Origin of the sequence: Streptomyces shaanxiensis (genome assembly GCF_039537145.1) — a bacterium.
Lineage (GTDB): Bacteria > Actinomycetota > Actinomycetes > Streptomycetales > Streptomycetaceae > Streptomyces > Streptomyces shaanxiensis.
Genome location: NZ_BAAAZY010000027.1, coordinates 1 through 21,537, shown reverse-complemented (window position 1 = coordinate 21,537; position 21,537 = coordinate 1). Strand labels below are relative to the sequence as shown.

At 69.9% G+C, this 21,537-nt stretch carries 17 protein-coding genes, 1 tRNA gene and 1 other RNA gene; 14 read left to right on the top strand and 5 right to left on the bottom strand.

From position 1 onward, the window contains the following. The first annotated feature begins 33 nt into the window (after nucleotides 1-33). Both ABD932_RS37455 and ABD932_RS37450 read left to right on the top strand, forming a co-directional pair. A complete protein-coding gene (locus ABD932_RS37455) occupies nucleotides 34-1,350 on the top strand; it encodes a glycoside hydrolase family 36 protein (RefSeq protein ID WP_345020066.1) in 1,317 nt (438 codons plus the stop codon). Further along, nucleotides 1,347-3,374, top strand: a complete 2,028-nt coding sequence (locus ABD932_RS37450; RefSeq protein WP_345020064.1) for a beta-galactosidase — start codon at nucleotides 1,347-1,349, stop codon at nucleotides 3,372-3,374. Before ABD932_RS37455 ends, ABD932_RS37450 begins: the two co-directional genes overlap by 4 nt. Before the next feature lie 30 nt (nucleotides 3,375-3,404). Here the strand turns inward: ABD932_RS37450 and ABD932_RS37445 are convergent, their stop codons facing one another. The 4 genes from ABD932_RS37445 to ABD932_RS37430 form a co-directional block, all read right to left on the bottom strand. Next, a complete protein-coding gene (locus ABD932_RS37445) occupies nucleotides 3,405-3,878 on the bottom strand; it encodes a hypothetical protein (protein ID WP_345020063.1) in 474 nt (157 codons plus the stop codon). A gap of 217 nt (nucleotides 3,879-4,095) precedes the next feature. After that, nucleotides 4,096-4,296: a hypothetical protein gene (locus ABD932_RS37440; protein ID WP_345020061.1), complete on the bottom strand. Its 201-nt coding sequence runs from the start codon at nucleotides 4,294-4,296 to the stop codon at nucleotides 4,096-4,098. Nucleotides 4,297-4,304: 8 nt separating this feature from the next. Further along, nucleotides 4,305-5,891 (bottom strand): alpha/beta hydrolase, encoded by a 1,587-nt coding sequence (locus ABD932_RS37435; protein ID WP_345020060.1) that lies wholly within the window; start codon nucleotides 5,889-5,891, stop codon nucleotides 4,305-4,307. A gap of 206 nt (nucleotides 5,892-6,097) precedes the next feature. After that, nucleotides 6,098-6,892, bottom strand: coding sequence for a polysaccharide deacetylase family protein (locus tag ABD932_RS37430; RefSeq protein WP_345020059.1), 795 nt, complete (start codon nucleotides 6,890-6,892; stop codon nucleotides 6,098-6,100). Nucleotides 6,893-7,123: 231 nt separating this feature from the next. On the opposite strand from ABD932_RS37430, the gene ABD932_RS37425 reads away from it, so the two are divergent. From ABD932_RS37425 to ABD932_RS37380, 10 genes are all read left to right on the top strand, one after another. Continuing rightward, on the top strand, nucleotides 7,124-8,320 hold the full coding sequence (locus ABD932_RS37425) for a hypothetical protein (RefSeq protein WP_345020057.1): 1,197 nt from the start codon (nucleotides 7,124-7,126) through the stop codon (nucleotides 8,318-8,320). Nucleotides 8,321-8,700: 380 nt separating this feature from the next. Then, a complete protein-coding gene (locus ABD932_RS37420) occupies nucleotides 8,701-10,182 on the top strand; it encodes a xanthine dehydrogenase small subunit (protein WP_345020055.1) in 1,482 nt (493 codons plus the stop codon). Next, nucleotides 10,179-12,614, top strand: coding sequence for a xanthine dehydrogenase molybdopterin binding subunit (gene xdhB / locus ABD932_RS37415; RefSeq protein ID WP_345020053.1), 2,436 nt, complete (start codon nucleotides 10,179-10,181; stop codon nucleotides 12,612-12,614). The genes ABD932_RS37420 and xdhB overlap by 4 nt, the downstream gene beginning before the upstream one ends. A 1-nt stretch (nucleotide 12,615) precedes the next feature. Continuing rightward, nucleotides 12,616-13,425, top strand: coding sequence for a xanthine dehydrogenase accessory protein XdhC (gene xdhC / locus ABD932_RS37410; protein ID WP_345020051.1), 810 nt, complete (start codon nucleotides 12,616-12,618; stop codon nucleotides 13,423-13,425). Between the two features lie 262 nt (nucleotides 13,426-13,687). Continuing rightward, a complete protein-coding gene (locus ABD932_RS37405) occupies nucleotides 13,688-14,140 on the top strand; it encodes a nucleoside deaminase (RefSeq protein ID WP_345020276.1) in 453 nt (150 codons plus the stop codon). 249 nt (nucleotides 14,141-14,389) lie between these two features. Next, nucleotides 14,390-15,349, top strand: coding sequence for a cucumopine synthase-related protein (locus tag ABD932_RS37400; RefSeq protein ID WP_345020049.1), 960 nt, complete (start codon nucleotides 14,390-14,392; stop codon nucleotides 15,347-15,349). Between the two features lie 88 nt (nucleotides 15,350-15,437). After that, nucleotides 15,438-16,484: an NAD(P)/FAD-dependent oxidoreductase gene (locus tag ABD932_RS37395; RefSeq protein ID WP_345020047.1), complete on the top strand. Its 1,047-nt coding sequence runs from the start codon at nucleotides 15,438-15,440 to the stop codon at nucleotides 16,482-16,484. A gap of 67 nt (nucleotides 16,485-16,551) precedes the next feature. After that, on the top strand, nucleotides 16,552-18,318 hold the full coding sequence (locus ABD932_RS37390) for a carbamoyltransferase family protein (RefSeq protein ID WP_345020045.1): 1,767 nt from the start codon (nucleotides 16,552-16,554) through the stop codon (nucleotides 18,316-18,318). Between the two features lie 12 nt (nucleotides 18,319-18,330). Continuing rightward, nucleotides 18,331-18,816, top strand: coding sequence for an SRPBCC family protein (locus tag ABD932_RS37385; RefSeq protein WP_345020043.1), 486 nt, complete (start codon nucleotides 18,331-18,333; stop codon nucleotides 18,814-18,816). Next, nucleotides 18,813-19,439 (top strand): histidine phosphatase family protein, encoded by a 627-nt coding sequence (locus ABD932_RS37380; protein WP_425587577.1) that lies wholly within the window; start codon nucleotides 18,813-18,815, stop codon nucleotides 19,437-19,439. The genes ABD932_RS37385 and ABD932_RS37380 overlap by 4 nt, the downstream gene beginning before the upstream one ends. A 64-nt stretch (nucleotides 19,440-19,503) precedes the next feature. On the opposite strand, the gene ABD932_RS37375 is transcribed toward ABD932_RS37380, so the two are convergent. Then, nucleotides 19,504-19,591, bottom strand: a tRNA-Ser gene (locus tag ABD932_RS37375). 73 nt (nucleotides 19,592-19,664) lie between these two features. On the opposite strand from ABD932_RS37375, the gene ffs reads away from it, so the two are divergent. Both ffs and ABD932_RS37365 read left to right on the top strand, forming a co-directional pair. Beyond that, an RNA gene (gene ffs, locus ABD932_RS37370) (signal recognition particle sRNA small type) lies at nucleotides 19,665-19,761 on the top strand. Between the two features lie 263 nt (nucleotides 19,762-20,024). Then, nucleotides 20,025-21,537 (top strand): DNA polymerase III subunit gamma and tau (locus ABD932_RS37365; RefSeq protein WP_345020041.1); only part of this gene is annotated, 1,513 nt, incomplete at its 3' end.

Genomic DNA, 21,537 nt, shown 5'->3' with positions numbered 1-21,537 from the left:
CGGCTATCGGCCCCTTTCTTGAAAGAGACCCCCGTGCACCACCCCTTCACCCCCGTCGCCACCGTGCCCGTGGACCCGGCCCGTGCCCGTGTCCACGAGGAGGGCTGGCAGTCCTGGAGCCCGAGCGGCTCCTACGCCCTCGGCGAGAAGCCGTACCGCCCGACCAACGACAACTGGGGGACGGTCTGTTACCGCCCCGGCGTCACCGTCCCCGAGGACGCCTTCCAGGGCGAGGGCCTGCTGGCGCTCGACCCCGGCGACGGGACGCCGGTCCGCCTGTGGGCGGCGACGGACCCGCTGACCGAGGTCCCCTCCATCCGGCTGGTCGTGACGGACGGCGTGGCGGAGGTCGGCGCCGACGGCCCGGTGAAGGAGTGGACGGGCGCCACCGTCCAGTCGGTGCTGGGCGACTGGGCCGACAGCCTCCGGCTGGCAGCCCCCCGCCCGGCCCCGACGGTCTGGTGCTCCTGGTACGAGTACTTCACCGCCGTCACCGAGGACGACATCCACGAGAACCTCCGTGCGATGGACACCCTCGACCTGCCCGTCGACGTGGTCCAGATCGACGACGGCTACCAGAAGGCCCTCGGCGACTGGCTCACCCTCTCCGGCCGCTTCCGCTCCCGCGAGGGCATCGCCGACGCCATCCGCGCCCGCGGCCGCCGCGCCGGCATCTGGACGGCCCCCTTCCTGGTCGACCCGGCGAGCGACCTGGCCGCCGAGCACCCGGAGTGGCTGGTGCGCACCGCCGACGGCGACTTCACGCACGCCGGCCGCAACTGGGGCCACGACCTGCGCGTCCTGGACACCACGCACCCGGAGGCGGCGGCGTATCTGACGGAGGTCTTCCGGACGCTGCGTGCCGAGGGCTACGACTACTTCAAGGTGGACTTCCTCTACGCGGGCGCGCTGCAGGGCGTACGGCACGACGCGGAGTCGGACGCGCTGACGGCGTACCGCTCCGGCATCCGGCTGATCCGGGACGCGATCGGCGAGGACGCCTACCTGCTGGGCTGCGGGGCACCCCTGCTCGCCTCCATCGGCCTGTTCGACGCGATGCGGGTCAGCCCCGACACGGCACCGCACCGCCGCCCCGAGGCCGACGACTACAGCCAGCCCGGCCAGGACCCCGCCGAGTTCACCGGCGTCGGCCGCCAGTGGCAGCACGGCCGCCTCTGGATCAACGACCCCGACTGCCTGATGGCCCGCCCGGCGGTGGAGACCCGTGAGCGGTGGGCGGCGCACGTCGAGGCCACGGGCGGCCTGATGGCGTCCAGCGACCGGCTGCTGTCGCTGGACCAGTGGGGCGTGGAGACGACGCGCCGGCTGCTGTCGGGAGGTGCCCGATGACGCGCGAGCTTCCAAGCGAGCCTTCCCGCGGGCTTTCGGTGGAGGGCATCGCCTACGGCGGTGACTACAACCCCGAGCAGTGGCCCGAGGAGGTCTGGGCCGAGGACGTACGCCTCATGCGCGAGGCGGGCGTGAACATGGTCAGCGTCAACATCTTCGCGTGGGCGCTGCTGGAGCCGCGCGAGGGCGAGTACGACTTCTCGCGCCTCGACCGGATCCTGGCCCTGCTCCACGAGAACGGCATCGCCGCCGACCTGGCCACCCCGACGGCGGCACCCCCGGCCTGGTTCTTCCGGGCCCACCCCGAGGCGCTGCCGGTGGACAAGGACGGGCGCGGACTGTCGTACGGCAGCCGCCAGACGTTCTGCCCGTCGAGCCCCGCCTACCGCGAGGCGGCCCTGCGCATCACGGGCGAACTCGCCCGGCGCTACGCCGACCACCCGGCGGTGGTGATGTGGCACATCCACAACGAGTACGGCTGCCACAACGCCGAGTGCCACTGCGACGAGAGCGCGGCGGCCTTCCGGCGCTGGCTGCGGGCGAAGTACGACGACCTGGCCGCCCTCAACGACGCCTGGGGCACCACCTTCTGGAGCCAGTGGTACTACGACTGGGACGAGATCATCCCGCCCCGCCCCACGGGCGCCGTCCCGAACCCCACCCACCAGCTGGACTGGCGCCGCTTCTGCAGCGACGCACTGCTGTCGCTGTACGAGGCGGAGCGCGAGGTGCTGCGTGCGGCGGCCCCGGCGATCCCCGCCACCACCAACTTCATGGTGATGTACAACTTCGACGCGCTGGACTACTGGCGCTGGGCCCCGAAGCTGGACATCGTCTCCAACGACCACTACCTCCAGTCCGCCGACCCCGAGTCGCAGATCGACATCGCGCTCAGCGGCGACCTGGTCCGCTCCCTCGCGGGAGGCCCGTGGCTGCTGATGGAGCACTCCACGGGCGCGGTCAACTGGCAGCCCGTGAACAGGGCCAAGGGGCCCGGTGAGCTGCGGCGCAACGCGCTCGCCCATGTCGCCCGCGGCGCGGACGGCATCGCCTACTTCCAGTGGCGGGCGGCGAAGGCGGGCGCCGAGCAGTGGCACTCGGCGATGCTCCCGCACGCCGGCACGGACAGCCAGATCTGGCGGGACGTGGTCCGGCTCGGCGCGGACCTGCGGGCCCTCGCGGAGGTGCGCGGCAGCGTCGGCACCGCCGAGGTGGCCGTCGTCTGGGACTGGAACGCCCGCTGGGCGATGGAACTGCCGTCCCAGCCGAGCGCCGAGCTGCGCTTCCAGGACCTGGTGCGCGCCTGGTACGAGCCGCTGTGGCGCGCGGGCGTCGCGGTGGACTTCGTACGCCCGGACGCGGACCTGTCGGCCTACCGGGTGGTGTTGGCCCCCTCGCTGTACCTGGTCGACGACGAGGGCGCGGCGAACCTGGTGTCCTTCGCGGCGGGCGGCGGCACGCTGGCGGTGGGCTTCCACAGCGGGGCGGTGGACGAGAACTGCCATGTCCGGCTGGGCGGTTACCCGGGCGCGTTCCGGGAGGCGCTGGGGGTGCGGACCGACGAGCTGTTCCCGCTGCTGCCCGGGGAGTCGGTGGGTCTGAGCGGCGGCGGCACCGGGACCCTCTGGTCGGAGCGCGTGTGCCTGGCGGGCGCCGAGCCGGTGGAGACGTACACGACGGGCCCCCTGGCGGGCGCACCGGCGGTGACGCGCAACTCCCTCGGCGAGGGCACCACGTGGTACCTCGCCACGCAGCCGGACCCGGCGACGCTGGCCGCGCTGCTGGACCGTATCCGCACCGAAGCGGCCGTAGAGCCGGTCCGGGCCACCCCGCAGGGTGTCGAGGCGGCACTGCGCCGCGGCCCCGACGCCGACTACCTCTTCCTGATCAACCACACGGACCGGGATGCCGAGGTCCCCGTCTCCGCGCACGCCAGGGAACTCCTCACCGGCAAGTCGGCGGACGGCTCGGTGGCCGTCGCGGCGGGGGAGGTGGCGGTGGTGCGGGAGCCGCGCGGGGACTGAGGAACCGGTGCGGGGGAGACGGGGTGCGCGTCAGTGCGCGAACGGCGGCGCGAAGCACCCCGTCTCCATGTACGGGCCGTTGGCCCGCACGTCGAAGTTGGACTTCTGCACGAACGCCACGACGCAGGCATCCGCATGGACGCGCAGGCCGACCCTCGCCCCTTCGGGGGTGACGTACCCGCCGTCGCGGTAGCGCGACTCCATCTCCCGGACGGTGAGCGACCCACCGAGCCGCCTGCCGTCCGCGGAGACCCGTTCCTCCTCGTACCCGAGCCGAAGCAGCGCCGCGCGCACCGTCGCCGGATCCCACTTCCGCTGCTCCCACAGCCGCTCGAGCACCGGCCTGATGCGCTCGGCCTCCCGCTCGGCGTCCTTCGCGTGCGCGGGAGACATCTCGCCGGGCTGCCGGTGGGCGTTGTTCTCGTTGTAGTGCGGAGCACCGTCACCGGCCCCCGGCTCCACATACGGCGAGGCTCCCGGCGCGGCGCTCTCAGAAGCGCTCACCGAAGCACTCGCCGATGTACCGGGCGTGGCCCCGGCCGCCGGATCCGACGCCCGCACCTGACCGCAGGCAGTGAGCGCCAGTCCGGCGGCCAGGAGGAGCCCGACAGCGGCAACAGGTCTGCGACGAACCGAAGTTGAGGGCGTCATGCCGGGAGTCTGTCACCCGGGCCGAGGGCCCGGATGGGTGGTTCCACGGGCGATACCTGAGTACGCGTACTCACGACATGTTCGCTTCGTCCTTCGACTCGTCGGGGAAGAACAGCCGCACGCCCCCGTAGATCGCCCCGAAACAGCCCAGCACGAGAGCGAACCGTCCGACCCTCGCAGTGCCCTCCCAGTCGGCCGGAGGCCCGAGAGCCAGCCAGAACGCGACAGCCATCGTCGCGAGCACCAGCATCAGGCCGGCCGACCGACGCACCCCGCGCTTCATTCGGCGGCCAGGCCCGGGATCCCGGGCGGCGTCGGCAGCGGCAGCGGGTTGACGCCGTTGCGCTCGCCCGCCGCCGGGGCGGCCTGGCAGGTCAGGTCCGACGCCGGCAGCCTGCCGGTGGTCAGGTAGGCCGTGGCCGTCTTGTCCGCGCAGGACTTGGAGCCGTAGATGCCGTGGCCGACGCCCCCGGCGACGGTGACCATCTTCGCGCCCTTCATGACCCGGCGCAGGCCCTGGCCGCTGGTCAACGGGGTCTGGGGGTCCCACTCGTTCTGCAGGATCAGCGCGCCGACCTTGTTGTCGACCTTCGTGGCGGCCTCACCGCCGTTCTTCTTCCAGAACGCGCACGGCAGGATGTTGGAGACGAAGTCGCCGTACAGCGGGTACCTGGCCTTGTCCCGGATCGCGTCGGCGCGGTACTGCTCGGGATCGCGCGGCCAGTTGCGCGTGTCGGCGCAGACGACGGACCAGAAGCCGGCGGTGCCGTTGTCCGAGGGCACGGCGCGGCCGAACGACGGCGGCTGGGGCGTGGGCGTCGCCGGCGTCGTGGTCTCGGGGGCGGCGGACCGACGGCTTCCCGCGGCGGCCTTCTTCAGCTCGACGATCGACTCGGCGGCATCGCGCACACTGAAGAACGTGCCAGGGCTGCCGGAGCGGATGTCGTAGCCGGTCAGCTTGGTGCCGTCGAGGTCGATCGGCTTGCGGTCGGCCTGTGCGACCAGGTCGTAGAAGGTCTTGCGGACCGCCTCGGGCGTCGCACCCAGCTTGTACTTGGAGTTCCGCTCGGCGGTCCACTCGGTCCACCGCGTGAAGGCGGGCTCGCTGCCCTCCGCCCAGACCTGGATCATGCCGCGCCAGACCCGGGCCGGGTCGACGGCGCTGTCCAGCACGAAGCGGTCGACGCGCCCCGGGAACATCTGCGTGTAGACCGCGCCGAGGTAGGTGCCGTACGAGTACCCCAGGTAGGAGATCTTCTTCTCGCCGAGCACGGCACGGATCACGTCCATGTCCCGGGCGGTGTTGCGGGTGGTGATGTGGCGCAGCTTGTCGCCCTGCCTGGCGTCGCACTTCTCGGCGACGGTCCGGGCCCACTTCACGTCCTTGGCGAACGTCTCGGCCTTGTACGCCCGTTCCCAGTTCTGCTCCCCGGACGTCAGGCCGCAGCCGACGGGAGAGCTCTGCCCCATGCCGCGCGGGTCGAAGCCGATGAGGTCGTACTTGTTCTTCACGGACTTCGGCAACTCGCCCGCCAACTGCTGCGGCAGGTCGAGGCCCGGCCCGCCCGGGCCACCCGGGTTGAGCAGGAGCACACCGCGGCGCTCGCTCTTCTTGCTCGTCTTCAGCCTCGATATCGCGAGGTCGAGCTTCTTGCCGTTCGGGCGGCTGTAGTCGAGCGGCACCTTGATCGTGGCGCACTGGAAGGCCGCCGGCATCGCCGAGTCACATCGATGCCAGGCCGGCTTCTGCTGAACGTACTGGCTCAGAGGGTTCCCGGCGGCCGATGCCGGCGCCGGTGCGAGCGCGGGTACGAGCGCGGCGACGGTACCGACGGCCAGGAAGGGGGCTATTCGACTTCTGCGCACGTGGGGGGTCCTTGGAGTTGGTACAGATGACACGCACCAACCCTTCCGTGCGGAGGAGTTGGGCGAATCCATCACAGGGGCAGGATGTGTCCGACCGTGGAGGGACGGCGGGCGTCACGGATGGTCCGGGAGTCGCACAACCGCGACCGGCTTCGCACCGTCTTGCTCAAGTGGTCCTTGCTCAAGTGGCCTTTGCTCAGGGCTGGTCAACGCACGGGAAAGCCGAAGGAGTACCCCTGCTCCTTCAGCCACGGCAGGAGTTCACGCAGGGCGGTCACGGTCTGGGAGCGGTCTCCGCCTCCGTCGTGGAAGAGCAGGGTCGGGCCGTTGGACATCTCGCTCTTGACGGTGGCGACGATGGCGGCCGTACCCGCCCGCTCGAAGTCCTTGGAGTCGATGTTCCAGCCGAGCGGACGCATGCCACGGGATGCGGCGAGGTGCCGGCTGTAGGGGGTGAAGGCACCTCCCGGGGCCCGGTAGTACAGCGGGCGGACGCCCCCGGACGCCTTGGTGATCATGCGCTCGGCGTCCAGGATCTGCTGTGACTGGTAGGCCTCGGACTGGCGGTCCATGGTGACGTCGTGCGAGACGCTGTGGTCGCAGAGCCGGTGCCCGGCCGCCACCACGTCCTTGACCAGGTCCGGGTGGGCTTGCGCCTGCGTGCCCACCATGCAGAACGTGGCCTTCACGCCGTTGTCCCGCAGCACTTCCAGCATCTGCGGGGTCCAGGCGGGGTCCGGCCCGTCGTCGATGGTGATGTTGACGCTTCGGGCACCTCCGTCGGAGGCATGCACGATCTCCTCCGACACCGGCACCGTCTTCCGGCCCTGCGCCTGGGCGTTGGGATCGGACGGCGACGCCGAGACATTCGACCGGTCGGGCCGTTCCTCCGAGGAACCGAGCCGGGTGTCCCAGAGCGAGGTCATGGCGGCCACCGCGGTCACCCCGAGCGCCGCCGCGATCACCTTGCCGTACCAACCCCGTCCGCCGCTGTGCGCCATGTCTTCTGTTCCTTGCCGTCGCTGTGGGGGCCTGTGCGTCCGGCAAGAGGGGGGAAAGCGGCCGCGGGATCCGTCTGTTACCGATCACGGACAATTCCGCAGGGATGCCGCGACGACCGGCGCCGGATCACGCTCACGGACCGAACCCGCACTGCCCTCCGGCCATCTCAAGGAAGGGGGCATGACCTGTGGGCACCGTGCGAGGCGACAAGAACCGAAGGGGGGAGAAGCGTGCCGGCGATCAGTCAGCGGGTGCACCTGGTGCTGCTCGCGGCCTGGACGACCCTGTGGTTCGCCGTGGTCCAGCCACACGGGGGCTTCTCCTGGCACTACCTGCGCACCGGCGGGGAGCTGCTCTACGCGGGCACGGGCAGGCCGGACGGCGGTCTCGCCCTGTACGCCCACCACCCCGAACTGCAGATGGGCCCCGTCAGCTTCCTGACAGCGGGCCTGTTCAACCCGTTTCCCGAGCCGGTCGGGCAGTTCCTCGCCGCCGCCCTGATGTCCCTGCTCGGCCTGGTGATCCTGGTGGTCGCCGGACGCAGCGCCGCCTGGCGCTTCCTGGGCACCGGGACCAACCACCAGCGGCTGCGGCAGCGCGTGCTGATCGCGGGCCTTGCCTTCATCCCGATGTGGATCGAGGTCTCAGTCCGCTTCGGCCACCTCGACGACGTACTGGCCCTCTTCTTCACAGCCCTGGCCGTGCACTCCCTCACCCGCGGCAACGCCGCCGCGACCGGCGTCTTCCTGGCCCTGGCCATGGACTCCAAACCGACCGCGCTGGTCTTCCTGCCGCTGCTGCTCGCACTGCCGAGGGGGCAGTGGCTGCGCGCGGGCCTGTGGTGCGCGGGCCTGGTGGCGGTCGCCTGGCTGCCGTTCTTCCTGGGTTCCCCACAGCCGTTCGCCGCGGCCGAGTTCACCATCCCCAACCAGCCTGCGTCCGCGCTGCGCTGGCTCGGCGTCGACGACCCGCAAACCCCTCCCTGGGACCGGCCCGCACAGGCCGCCGTAGGCCTGGCCCTGGGCTGCGTCGCCGTCCGCCGAGGCCGCTGGCCCGCCGTCGTCCTGCTCGGCGCCAACGCCCGGATCGTCCTGGACCCCAGCGTCTACACCTACTACACCGCCTCCGTCCTGCTGGGCACCCTGCTGTGGGACGTGATCGGCCAGCGACGCCTCGTGCCCTGGTGGAGCTGGATCGCACTGATCACCCTGTACGGCACCGTCTTCGTCGTCCCCGACGACGCGACGCGCGGCCTGATCCGCCTGGCCTTCGTCGTCGCCTCCACGGCATATGTCCTGTTCTGGCCGGTACGGGACCGCCGCCGACGACACTCGCCATCCCTTCGCGGCGGGCGGGCGGGGAGCGACGACACCCTGGACGTGACGAAGTGCACGACACCGGGTAAGCCGAAGGCGCCGAGCCCCTGACCTGCCACGGTGCCGTGGCTTTCGAGATGCGGAGGCCACCCCCTTGACCTGGGTGGCCCCGGCCACTAATTTGCGGTAGACGTCGACCCATAACCATCGAAAGGAGGCGACCAGCGGATGAACACCAGCTCTGATCTTGGTCGCCTCGCCCAGCGCACGGTCTGGGTTCCGGGTCGGATCGCGCACGGCTGCTGATTACGCCGTTCTGATGTGCCCGTCCGTGGCACATTCCGGGTTTCCCGTCACCATTTTTCTGCACGTCGCTGTTGCGTGCCATTTTGCGCCCGCTCCGTTCACGTGGTGCGTCTGAACACAGAAAGCTGCCTGAAATTGGCGAACATCATGAATCGACCGATCACGCACGGAAACGAAGGCCTGTCATGACAGAGGCGCGGATCACGGTCAACGGGAAAGAAACACCGATTTCACCGGCTGCGCCCCACACCACCGTGCTGGATTTCCTGCGCGAGCGTGGCCTCACCGGTACCAAGGAGGGCTGCGCCGAGGGCGAGTGCGGCGCCTGTTCGGTCCTGGTGGCCCGACCCGGGGTGAACAAGCCCACCGACTGGGTGGCGGTCAACGCCTGCCTGGTCCCGGCCGTGGCGCTCGACGGTCAGGAGGTCATCACCTCCGAGGGTCTCGCCACCGTCGGCGAACCCGGCACGCCGCCCACCCTGCACCCGGTGCAGGAGGAGATGGCGGTCCGCGGCGGCTCCCAGTGCGGCTACTGCACCCCGGGCTTCGTCTGCAGCATGGCCTCCGAGTACTACCGGCCCGACCGCTGCGCGCACACGGACTCGGACTCGCAGTCGCACTCGGCCGACAGCACCGACCACGAGCACGGTCCGAACGGCTTCGACCTGCACGCACTGAGCGGAAACCTGTGTCGCTGTACCGGCTACCGCCCGATCCGCGACGCCGCGTTCGCCGTCGGTGAGCCCACGGACGAGGACCCGCTGGCGCAGCGTCGCGAGCAGGCCCCGCCCGCACCGGTCGCCACCGAGTACACCCAGGACGACAGCACGTTCCTGCGGAAGGAAACGCTCACCGAGACGCTGGAGCTGCTGCGTGAGCGGCCCGACGCGGTCGTGGTCGCCGGCTCCACCGACTACGGCGTCGAGGTGAACATCCGCTCCCGCCGCGAGGGTTGCGTGGTCGCCATCGACCGGCTGCCCGAACTGAGGGAGCTGCGCGTCGAGCCCGACCACATCGAGATCGGGGCGGCGCTGACGCTCACCGAGATCGAGCGCCGCCTCGACGGCCAAGTCCCGCTCCTGGCCGAGCTGTTCCCGCAGTTCGCCTCCCGGCTCATCCGCAACAGCGGGACCCTCGGCGGCAACCTGGGCACCGGCTCGCCCATCGGTGACAGTCCGCCGGTGCTGCTCGCGCTGGAGGCGTCGCTGGTGCTCGCCGACGCCGACGGGGAGCGAGTTGTCCCGCTGGCGGAGTACTTCACCGGCTATCGGCAGAGCGTGCGCCGTCCCGGCGAGCTGATCCGCGCGGTGCGCATCCCGCTGCCGCTGTCGCCGGTCAGTGCCTTCCACAAGATCGCCAAGCGACGCTTCGACGACATCTCGAGCGTGGCGGTCGCCTTCGCGCTCGACATCGAGGACGGGATCGTCCGCAAGGCGCGCATCGGCCTGGGCGGCGTGGCCGCCACCCCGATCCGCGCCCTCGCCACCGAGGTTGCCCTGGAGGGCAAGCCCTGGTCGGCGGAGACTGTAGAGGCAGCGGCCCGAGTGCTACGAGGCGAGGGCACTCCGATGGACGACCATCGCGCCAGTTCCCTCTACCGTTCCGCGATGCTCGGCCAGAGCCTGCTCAAGCTGCACGCACAGAACACCGAGGCGGTGTCGTCATGAGTCACCTGTCCGAGCGTCCCGAGAAGCCGGTCGTCGGCGTCTCCCTGCCGCACGAGAGTGCCTTCCAGCACGTCACCGGCACCGCGCTCTACACCGACGACCTGGTCCAGCGCACCAAGGACGTGCTGCACGCCTACCCGGTGCAGGTCATGAAGGCCCACGGCCGGATCACCGCGATCCGCACCGAGCCCGCGCTCGCCGTGCCCGGCGTGGTCCGCGTGCTGACCAAGGCCGACGTGCCCGGCGTCAACGACGCCGGCATGAAGCACGACGAGCCGCTCTTCCCCGACGAGGTGATGTTCCACGGCCACGCCGTCGCCTGGGTGCTCGGCGAGACCCTGGAGGCGGCCCGGCTCGGTGCGGCGGCCGTCGAGGTGGACCTCGACGAACTGCCCTCCGTGATCACGCTGCAGGACGCGATCGCGGCCGAGAGCTTCCACGGCGCCCGGCCGCTCATGGTGCACGGCGACATCGACGCCGGCTTCGCGGACTCCGCGCACGTGTTCACCGGTGAGTTCCAGTTCTCCGGTCAGGAGCACTTCTACCTGGAGACGCACGCGGCGCTGGCCCAGGTCGACGAGAACGGGCAGCTGTTCATCCAGAGCAGCACCCAGCACCCGTCGGAGACCCAGGAGATCGTCTCCCATGTGCTCGGCGTGCCCGCCCACGAGGTGACCGTGCAGTGTCTGCGGATGGGCGGCGGCTTCGGCGGCAAGGAGATGCAGCCGCACGGGTTCGCGGCCATCGCCGCGCTCGGCGCCAAGCTGACCGGCCGGCCGGTCAGGTTCCGGTTCAACCGGACCCAGGACCTGACCATGTCCGGCAAGCGGCACGGGTTCAACGCCACCTGGAAGATCGGCTTCGACGCCGAGGGCCGTATCCAGGCCCTGGACGCCACGCTGACCGCGGACGGCGGCTGGAGCCTGGATCTGTCCGAGCCGGTCCTCGCCCGCGCGCTGTGCCACATCGACAACACGTACTGGATCCCCAACGCGCGTGTCGCCGGACGCATCGCCAAGACCAACACGGTCTCCAACACCGCCTTCCGCGGCTTCGGCGGACCCCAGGGCATGCTGGTGATCGAGGACATCCTGGGCCGCGTCGCACCGCAGCTGGGCCTCGACCCCATGGAGCTGCGGGAGCGCAACTTCTACCAGCCCGGCCAGGGCCAGACGACGCCGTACGGGCAACTGGTCACCCAGGCCGAACGGATCTCCACCGTCTGGCAGCAGGTGCGGGACGACGCCGGCATCGCCGACCGCAAGCGCGAGATCGCGGCCTTCAACGCCGCGCACCCGCACACCAAGCGGGCGCTCGCGATCACCGGCATCAAGTTCGGTATCTCGTTCAACCTCACAGCCTTCAACCAGGGCGGGGCGCTGGTGCTGATCTACAAGGACGGCTCCGTCCTGATCACGCACGGCGGCACCGAGATGGGCCAGGGCCTGCACACCAAGATGATGCAGGTGGCCGCGACCACGCTGGGCATCCCGCTGCACAAGGTACGGCTCGCCCCGACGCGTACCGACAAGGTGCCCAACACCTCGGCCACCGCGGCCAGTTCCGGCGCGGACCTCAACGGTGGGGCGATCAAGAACGCCTGTGAACAGCTGCGCGAGCGGCTGCTGCAGGTCGCCGCCACCCAGCTCGGGGCGAACGCCTCCGACGTACGCATCGTCGAGGGCGTCGCGCGCGCCCTGGGCAGCGACAAGGAGCTGGCCTGGGACGACCTGGTGCACACCGCGTACTTCCAGCGGGTGCAGCTGTCGGCGGCCGGTTTCTACCGGACCGAGGGGCTGCACTGGGACGTCAAGTCGTTCCGCGGCACCCCGTTCAAGTACTTCGCCTACGGCGCCGCGGCGACCGAGGTGGAGGTCGACGGCTTCACCGGCGCGTACCGGATCCGGCGCGTGGACATCGTGCACGACGTCGGCGAGAGCCTCTCCCCCATGATCGACATCGGTCAGGTCGAGGGCGGTTTCGTGCAGGGCGCGGGCTGGCTGACGCTGGAGGACCTGCGCTGGGACACCAGTGACGGCCCGAACCGCGGCCGGCTCCTGACCCAGGCGGCGAGCACCTACAAACTGCCGAGCTTCTCGGAGATGCCCGAGGAGTTCAACGTCAGGCTGCTGGAGAACGCCACCGAAGAGGGCGCGGTCTACGGCTCCAAGGCGGTGGGCGAGCCCCCGCTGATGCTGGCGTTCTCGGTGCGCGAGGCGCTGCGGCAGGCCGCCGCCGCGTTCGGGCCGAGCGGGGTCAGCGTCGATCTGGCCTCGCCCGCGACGCCGGAGGCGGTGTACTGGGCGATCCAGGAGGCCCGCCAGGGCGGCGACGCCTCGCGGCTCGGTCATGCCGTCAACGGGCACGCCGTGAACGGTCACTCCGCGAACGGCAAGGTCCGTACCGACGCTGAAGCGCTGAGCGGTGCCTGACATGACATGGATCGCCGCGGTCGCGCGGTTGCGAGCACGCCGGGAGCCCGGCGTGCTGGTGACCGTCGCGACCGTGCGCGGCCACGCCCCGCGCGACGCCGGTGCGAAGCTGGTCGTGGGGCGGAGTGAGACATGGGGCTCGATCGGCGGGGGCAATGTCGAGGCCGTCGCGATCGACCGGGCCCGCGAGATGATCGCCGCGTCCAAGCCGGAGCCCGAGCTGATGGATTTCGCGCTGAACGACAAGGTGACCAACCAGCACGGCGTGCAGTGCTGCGGCGGCACGGTCCAGGTGCTGCTGGAACCGCTGCCGGTGGTCCGGGCGGTGGCGATCTTCGGCGTAGGGCACGTCGGCCTCGAACTGGCGCGCATCCTGGCACGTCAGGACCTCGACCTCCACCTGATCGACTCCCGCGCCGACATCCTCACCAAGGAGCGGCTCGACGTGCTGGCGGACGCGGTGGCGCAGGTGCACACGCATCACACGCCGCTGCTGCCCGAGGAGGTCCTGGAGGACCTGCCGCGGGGCACCCACATCCTGATCATGACCCATGATCACGCCGAGGACGCCGCTCTGTGCGACGCCGCCCTGCGCACCACCCATCTCGGCTCCATCGGGCTGATCGGGTCGGCGGCCAAGTGGGTGCGGTTCCGTAAACGCCTCGCCACCGAGGGCGGTCACGACGAAGCCACCATCGATCGGATCAAGACCCCGATCGGGCTGGCCGACATCACCGGCAAGGAACCCGCGACCATTGCCGTGAGCGTCGCGGCCGATCTGCTGCGCGCTTTCGAGAGCGAGGAGCACTGACTCACCCCCAGCTCTCCGATCCTGTTTCGGGCGGAAGGCGCTGGGGTTACCGACTCCTGCCATTCATGCGAATCTACAAGAGGGGCCAGCCGACCAGGCAATTCCTTCATGGTTTCGGTGACTGACCCTCGACGGGGCCCGACGGGTGTACTTGCGCTGTTCCGCACAAACAGCAACGGGGAGTTCCCGCCGTCTGCAAAAAGGAGTAACCGTGACCGCGCACATCCAAGAAGCGAGCATCCAGGAGATCGAGCGCGCCTGGATGGACGAGGCCATCGGCCTTGCCACCACCAGCGTGAAGAACGGCGGCGGTCCGTTCGGCGCCCTGATCGCCAAGGACGGCGAGATCGTCGCGATCGGGAACAACAAGGTCACGTCGCACCTGGACCCGACGGCGCACGGCGAGGTGAGCGCCATCCGTGCCGCCTGCCAGAAGCTGGGCACCTTCTCGCTCGAGGGCTGCGTCCTGGTCACCTCGTGCGAGCCGTGCCCGATGTGTCTGTCCTCCGCGCTGTGGGCGCGCGTCGACCGGATCATCTTCGCTGCTGACCGGGACGACGCCGCGGTGGCCGGTTTCGACGACCGCAAGTTCTACGACCTGTTCGAGAAGCGGCCCGCAGAGCTGTGGCCGCTGGCGATCGAGCGGGTGGACATGCCCAACCGCACGGCGCCGTTCGACGCGTGGCTGGCGAAGACCGACCGCGTCGACTACTGAGAGCCCGTTCGAACGAGGCCTCTGGGCCGCCGTGTTGAGACGTCCGACACCTCAACACGGCGACCTGGGGGCCTCGTCGGCTTTCTGCCCTTGTGCAATTGGCCAAGCCCATCTGAGCTGCGGTTCCGTAGAAACGCACAAACTGAGGCTCCGGGGCCGATCAAGGTTTCATGCTTTCAACGCCTGCCCGGAACAGGCCAGTTGGCGATGGACTCCTAGGACAAGCCGAACCAACGAACGGGGAAAGCCTTGTCCGAGAAGCTGCCTGGCCGTCAGATCGAGATCTCCTGGCCCGACCTCGGCATCACGGTCACCGCCGACCTTGACGACCGCAACCCGGCACTCGCCGACGCCCTGTGGGAGTCCTTGCCCTACCAGAGCCTCCAGGGACACGCCCTCATCGCGGGAGAGCACCTCTACCACGTAGCGCCGATACCCACGCTGCTGCACACCCCCCACGCCACCCGAATCCCCGACCGGCGCGAGGCCCCCGACGGCACCGTGTTCTGCTCGGGCCTGCAGCATCTGGGCATCAAGTACGGCACCCTGACCGAGCCGATGCCCGCCACCCCCGTCGGCCGGATCCGTGAGGCGGACATGCCCGCCCTGCTGGAAGCCGGGGCCGCGATCTGGGACGCCGTCTACTCCACGAAGAAGCAGATCCTCGCCGAAGTCCGCCGCGCGGGCGAGCCGGGCGGCCACCGCATCCCGATGCTCCACGCCACCAACACGGCCGCCAGCCACCTGATCGCCGACATCTACGCCGAGACCGAGCAGATCTGGCTCGCACCCCCGGCCGAGCTGGACGACCTCCACCAGGGCGTCATCCCCTCCCAGGCAGGCAACTTCGGCACCGTCCTGCCCACCCTGCTGTTCGTCAACGGCGAGACCCGGCCCCTGGGATACGCCGCCTACGGCGGACTCGTACGCGCTGCGGTCCAGGGCATGCCCATGGACTCCCTCGTCCACATGACCCGCCTCCTGGTCGGCGTCCCCGCCGAGTTCCTCGGCTACTGCGGTCTGGAGAAGCTGTGGGCGTTCACCCAGCGCTTCCTCGACGTCCTCGACCGCCTCGACCGTGACGACTTCTACGCCGTCACCGGCCAGATGGCCCTCTACATCAACTGCCTCGGCGGCTGGAACCTCCAGCTGTACCCGTGGGAGACCGGCGACCACCTGCGCCAGCAGGGCGCCCAGGAAGCCGCGTAGCCAAGCCCGGAGCGCAGTCCGCCGAGGAGATGACGACACCGGCAGTCATCCTCGCCGCCTGAACCCACACCACAGGAGAAGGAAGACCTTGAGCGCCCTGCCTGCCCGCGCTGACGCCGTCGTCATCGGCGGGGGAGTGATCGGAACCTCCGCCGCCTACCACCTCGCCGAAGCCGGAGTGAACACCGTGCTGCTGGAACGCGGAAGCCTCGGCGGCGGGGCGTCCGCGCACACGGCGGGCATGGTCCGCACCTACTTCCCCGGCGACCCCCACACCGGGCAGATGGCCGTGCGCAGCCTGAACGCCTATCAGGACTTCGCCCGCCACACCGCGGCCCCCCTCGCCCTGAAGCGGCTCGGTTTCCTGGTGCTGTTCACCGACGAACAGCAGGTCGCCGATTTCGAGGCCGGCCATCAGGCCCAGCAGGCCGCCGGCGTCCAGGTCGGCCTGATCAGTGCGCGCGAAGCGTCCGGACTCAACCCGCTGATCAACGAGCGCGCCGTCCTGGCCGCCGCCTGGTCGCCCGAGGCGTACCACGTGGACGGCCTCGACATCGTCCGCGGCTACGCCGCCGCCGCCCGCAACCACGGCGCGCGTCTGTTCACCCACACACCCGTCACATGCATCGACGACGACAACACCGTCCACACCCCGCAGGGCGACATCAAGGCGGACAGCATCGTGTGCACGGCCGGGCCATGGTCCGGCGAGGTGGCATCCATGGCGTCGGTCGACCTGCCGATGAGACCCCACGTCATCGAGATGTTGTTCACCGACGTCCCGCCCTCCCCGCGCCCCGATCTGCCCATGACGATGCACGCCGCATCCGGCCTGCGGATCCGCTCGTGGAAGGACCGCATCCTCCTCGCCATGGGCGCACCCAAGGCCGGCGAAACGCGCGAAGCCTGGCTCGGCCGTATCGCCGGCCATCTCGGCACCCTGTTCCCCGCCTTGGACGGCATCGGCCTGCACCGCGCGTGGAGCGGCGATTTCGACGCCAGCCCCAACAACACCGCCTTCATCGGCGAACACCCCACCCGCCGCTTCCTGTACGCGGCCGGATTCACCGGCGCCGGCCTGTGCCAGGCGCCGGCGGCCGGGGAGAAGCTCCGCGACCTACTGATGGCCAAGTAGCCCCGTAACAGGCCCCATAACAGGAAAGATTGCTGTGATCGTTCTCGGATGTAATGGATTCAGCCGGGTGTCGGAATTCTTCTCCGAACGCCTCGGTGCGACCGGCATCAACAAGCATTACCTCTTGGGCCACGACGCCGCCGCCGCACTCCTGATCGACGGCCGCTTGGTCGCCGCGGTCGAGGAAGAACGCCTCAACCGGGAGAAGAAGACCACCGACTTCCCCGTGAACGCGATCGACTGGTGCCTCGAGGAAGCCGGGATCACGTTCGATGACGTCGACCTGTTCGCCTTCCCCTGGAACTGGTCCACCCAGGTTCTGAACGAGATCCTGGACGGCATCGGCACCTCGCCGATGCCACAGGCCGCGAAGACCCGCCTCATGGGCGACATGGCGGACCTGTTCGACCAGGTCGTCAGCCACGAGGCGATCCTCGCGGACTTCGAGGCCCGCACCGGACACCGCCCGGACCCGGCCAAGGTCCGCTTCGTCCCGCACCACCTGGCCCACGCCACGACCGGCTACTACCTCGCCGGCATGAAGGACGCGGCCTTCCTCGTCAGCGACGGCCGAGCCGAACGCTTCTCGACCTTGACGGGCGAGATCCGCGAGGGCCGGATCACCGTCTTCGACGACACGGTCACCGGCGCCCAGTTCTCCATGGGCACCCTGTTCTCGTCCATCACCCGCTTCCTCGGCTTCGTCCCCAACAACGACGAGTACAAGGTGATGGGCCTGGCCGGATACGCGGCCCCGCCGACGCCGAACCCGTTCATCGACAACCTCCTACGGCTGCACGACGACGGCCGCTACACCTTCACCAAGCCCCTGCAGACCGACAACCTGCACAGCCACGACGCCCTGTTCGAGGAGTACTTCGGCCCCTTCGAGGACACCCTCGAATACAAGGCCCGCGTCGCCGCCGCCGCGCAGCAGATGCTGAACGTCGCCACCGCCTACCAGGTCGCCCACCTGGAGAGGAGGACGGATCTCGACCGGCTGTTGTTCGAAGGCGGCGTCGCCCTGAACTGCCTGAACAACACCCCGCTGTTCGAAGGCTCCCGCTTCGAGGACATGCAGGTCAGCTTCGGCGCCTCCGACACCGGCATCACCATCGGAGCCGCAGCCCACGCCTGGCTCAACCACCCCGACACCGCCCCCGCGGACATCAGCGCCGCCTCCGAGCCCGTCACCCCTTACCTGGGCCCGTCCTACGACGAGGCCGCGACAGAGAAGGCCCTCCAGGCCTTCACCGACCGCGTCGTCGTCTCACGCCTGGACGACGACGAGGTGATCGACCAGGTGGCGAAGCTGCTGACGAAGAAGGTCGTGATCGGCTGGTTCGAAGGCCGCGTCGAGCACGGGCCACGCGCGCTGGGACATCGCAGCATCCTCGCCAACCCCGGCTTCAGCGACATCAAGGACATCATCAACACCCGGGTCAAGCACCGCGAGCCCTTCCGCCCGTTCGCTCCCCTCGTCCTCGAGGAGCAGGCACCGAAGATCTTCGACATGGGGCGCAAGACCAGTTCCCCGTACATGACGTTCGTCTTCCCCGTCCGCGACGAGTACACGGACCGCATCCCCGGCGCCGTACACGTGGACGGCACCTCCCGTATCCAGACCCTGACGGACGAGGGGACCCCACGGCTGACGGCCCTGCTGCGGAGGTTCACCGAACTGACCGGCACCCCCTGCCTGATCAACACCTCGTTCAACGTCGCCGGCGAACCCATCGTCTGCACCCCTACCGACGCCCTGAACTGCTTCATGGGCACCGAGATCGACTATCTGATCCTCGGAAACCACCTCATAGCCAAGACCGAGTCCTAGAAGGAGCAGGCTGTGCCGATCCATATCCAGCGCAAGCACACCATGTACCACTCCACCATCCTCGAGGCCGACCCGGACACCGTGTGGGCGACCGTCCGCGACGCCATGCAGATCCTGGAGATCGTCTCTCCGGGCGACCTGGACATCCACACCGACGTCACCTGGACGGAAGGCGGCTCGGTGGACACGGTGCCGGCCCGCTACGACTTCAAGCTCACGCTCAACGGCGGCCTCGTCCAGCAGGAGATCGCCGCCCGGGACGAGATCAACAAGACCCAGTCCTACCGGGCCGTCGCCCCCACCAGCGGAGTCCAGAGCTACGAGGCCACCATCCGCGTGCGTCACATCACCAACGACCCGGCCCGCAGCTTCTTCGAGTGGTCACGGATCCTGGAGATCGCCGAGGACGCCGACCTGAACGTGGTCGAGGCCATCATCGACGTCATGGAAAAGCAGACCGACGCCGTACGGGACCACTTCGCGAAGACCGCGAAGTGAGTGACGCGACGACGCTCGTACTGCTGCGGCACGGCGAAACCCTGCTCACCCCGGAGCGGCGGCTCTCCGGCAGCGGAGGATCCAACCCGGGACTCTCACCGGCCGGACGCCGCCAAGCCGAAGCGGCGGCAGAGGCTCTCGCCCACCGCGGCGACATCGCGGCGGTCGTCACGTCACCGATGCGGCGCTGCCAGGAGACCGCTCATTCCGTGGCCGCGCGCCTCGGCCTGAGCGTCCGGGTCGACCGGGACCTGCGGGAAGCGGACTTCGGCGCCTGGGAAGGCCTGACCTTCACCGAAGTCCGCGAACGCTACCCGGACGACCTGAGCGCATGGTTCGCCTCGCCCGAGATTCCCCCCACGGGCGCAGGCGAGACCATGCAACAGGTCACCCGCCGGGTCGCCGCCGTACGAGACGGCCTCATGGCCCAGCACGCCGGCGCCACGGTTCTGGTCGTCTCCCACGTCGGACCCCTCAGAACCCTGATCCGCCTCGCTCTCCAAGCCCCACCACACAGTTTGTTCCGCATGGAAGTCGCAGCGGCCTCCCTGTCGACGGTGACGTACGACGAGGACGGCACCGCCACGGTGGAGGCCCTCAATGACACCCACCACTTGAACTGAACCGCACGTCGAAGGGCCCCACCGCGAACGGTGGGGCCCTTCGACATCGTGCCCGGTGAGGCACTGGCGGAGGATACGAGATTCGAACTCGTGAGGGGTTGCCCCCAACACGCTTTCCAAGCGTGCGCCCTAGGCCTCTAGGCGAATCCTCCGCCGGAAACATTACATGACGCTGGAGGGTGCTAGCGAACTCGTTCGGGCGCCCGGCGATCGGGTAGGCTGGGGCTCAGCCCCTCACGCGGCGCTATCTGACTGAACTCCCCCAGGGCCGGAAGGCAGCAAGGGTAGGTTGGCTCTGGCGGGTGCGTGAGGGGTCTTGTGTTTCCCCGGAGCACGCGAGGTCCGCCGAGTCTGACGAGGCTGCCGGGGACACTGAGGCCACTGGAGCCACTGGGGCTGTCGGGCTTCGCAGACGCCACCGACCCCAGACGCCCCAGACGCCACCGACCCCACCGATGCCACGACGCCGCCTCGGGTCACGCCGGTGCAGGACCTGGGCGCCCACACCGGGCAGGTTTCACCCAGCGGGTATCCCGCCCTCCGGGCCGGTCCGCGTTGTCAGTGGGCGCCTATAACCTCGTATGCGTGTCGTCTCTCGCGCTGTACCGCCGCTATCGCCCGGAGTCGTTCGCCGAGGTCATCGGGCAGGAGCATGTAACCGACCCGCTGCAGCAGGCGCTGCGGAACAACCGGGTCAATCACGCGTACCTGTTCAGCGGTCCGCGCGGCTGCGGCAAGACGACCAGCGCGCGGATCCTCGCGCGGTGCCTGAACTGCGAGAAGGGCCCCACGCCGACGCCGTGCGGGGAGTGCCAGTCGTGCCAGGACCTCGCCCGCAACGGCCCCGGGTCGATCGACGTCATCGAGATCGACGCGGCATCGCACGGTGGTGTGGACGACGCCCGTGAGCTGCGCGAGAAGGCCTTCTTCGGACCCGCGAGCAGCCGCTACAAGATCTACATCATTGACGAGGCCCACATGGTCACGTCGGCCGGCTTCAACGCGCTGCTGAAGGTCGTCGAGGAGCCGCCCGAGCACCTGAAGTTCATCTTCGCCACCACCGAGCCCGAGAAGGTCATCGGGACCATCCGGTCGCGGACCCACCACTACCCCTTCCGGCTCGTCCCGCCGGGCACCCTGCGGGACTACCTCGGCGAGGTCTGCGGCCGCGAGAACATCCCCGTGGAGGAGGGCGTACTACCCCTCGTCGTGCGCGCGGGTGCCGGGTCCGTGCGTGACTCCATGTCCGTCATGGACCAGCTGCTCGCCGGAGCGCGGGAGGAGGGTGTGACGTATGCCATGGCCACCTCTCTGCTCGGGTACACCGACGGCTCGCTGCTCGACTCCGTCGTGGAGGCCTTCGCGACCGGTGACGGGGCCGCCGCCTTCGAGGTCGTGGACCGGATCATCGAGGGGGGCAACGACCCGCGTCGCTTCGTCGCCGACCTGCTGGAGCGGCTGCGGGACCTGGTGATCCTGGCCGCCGTGCCGGACGCCGTGGAGAAGGGGCTCATCGATGCCCCCGCCGACGTCCTGGAACGCATGCAGGCCCAGGCCGGCACCTTCGGCGCCGCCGAGCTGAGCCGCGCCGCCGACCTGGTCAACGAGGGCCTGACGGAGATGCGGGGGGCCACCTCACCGCGGCTCCAGCTGGAACTGATCTGCGCGCGCGTGCTGCTGCCGGCGGCCTATGGGGACGAGCGTTCCGTCATGGCCCGGCTCGACCGGCTGGAGCGGGGCGTCAACTTCTCCGCGGGCGCCGGCATGCCCGCGATGGGATACGTGCCCGGTCCGGACGCTCATGGCGGTGCGGCCGCAGTGCCCGTTCCGCCGGGCGGTGGCGCTGCCGCGGCCAGGGCGGCCGTACGGGCGTCGGGGGCGCCCGGTGCCGGCCCGGCAACTGCTCCCGGCGCGGCTCCGGCAGGGCAGGGCGTCCCCATGGGCCAGCCGACGCCCACGGCACCCTCCGCGACCCCAGCGCCCCCCGCACCCCCCAACTCCCCCACGCCCTCCGACCCCACGTCCCCGGTCGGCCCACCGCAGACCAGCCGGCAGCCTCAGCCGCACCAGGCCCCGCCCACCCCGGCGCCCACACCCG